Annotated in this window: 1 tRNA gene; it reads left to right on the forward strand. The window is 38.0% G+C overall.

Annotated elements, in window-relative coordinates:
* Positions 1–135: 135 nt before the first annotated feature.
* Positions 136–212, forward strand: a tRNA-Ile gene (locus ACF91D_RS32360).
* Positions 213–342: the final 130 nt, after the last annotated feature.

Here is a 342-nt window from a genome sequence, read left to right on the forward strand (position 1 = left end):
CGTATCGGAAGGTGCGGCTGGATCACCTCCTTTCTAAGGATATATTCGGAAACATCTTCTTACGAAGATGAAATAGGAATAACATTGACATATTGTATTCAGTTTTGAATGCTCATTGGAGTATTCAAAAAGAATGGGCCTATAGCTCAGCTGGTTAGAGCGCACGCCTGATAAGCGTGAGGTCGGTGGTTCGAGTCCACTTAGGCCCACCATTTTTTTGTACATTGAAAACTAGATAAGTAAGTAAAATTTATGATTTTACCAAGCAAAACCGAGTGAATTAGAGTTTTTAAACAAGCTTTGAATTCAAAAAGAAATAATCGCTAGTGTTCGAAAGAACAC

The sequence above is a fragment of the Staphylococcus sp. 231237_7MaSpsaltlick genome, assembly GCF_043107035.1.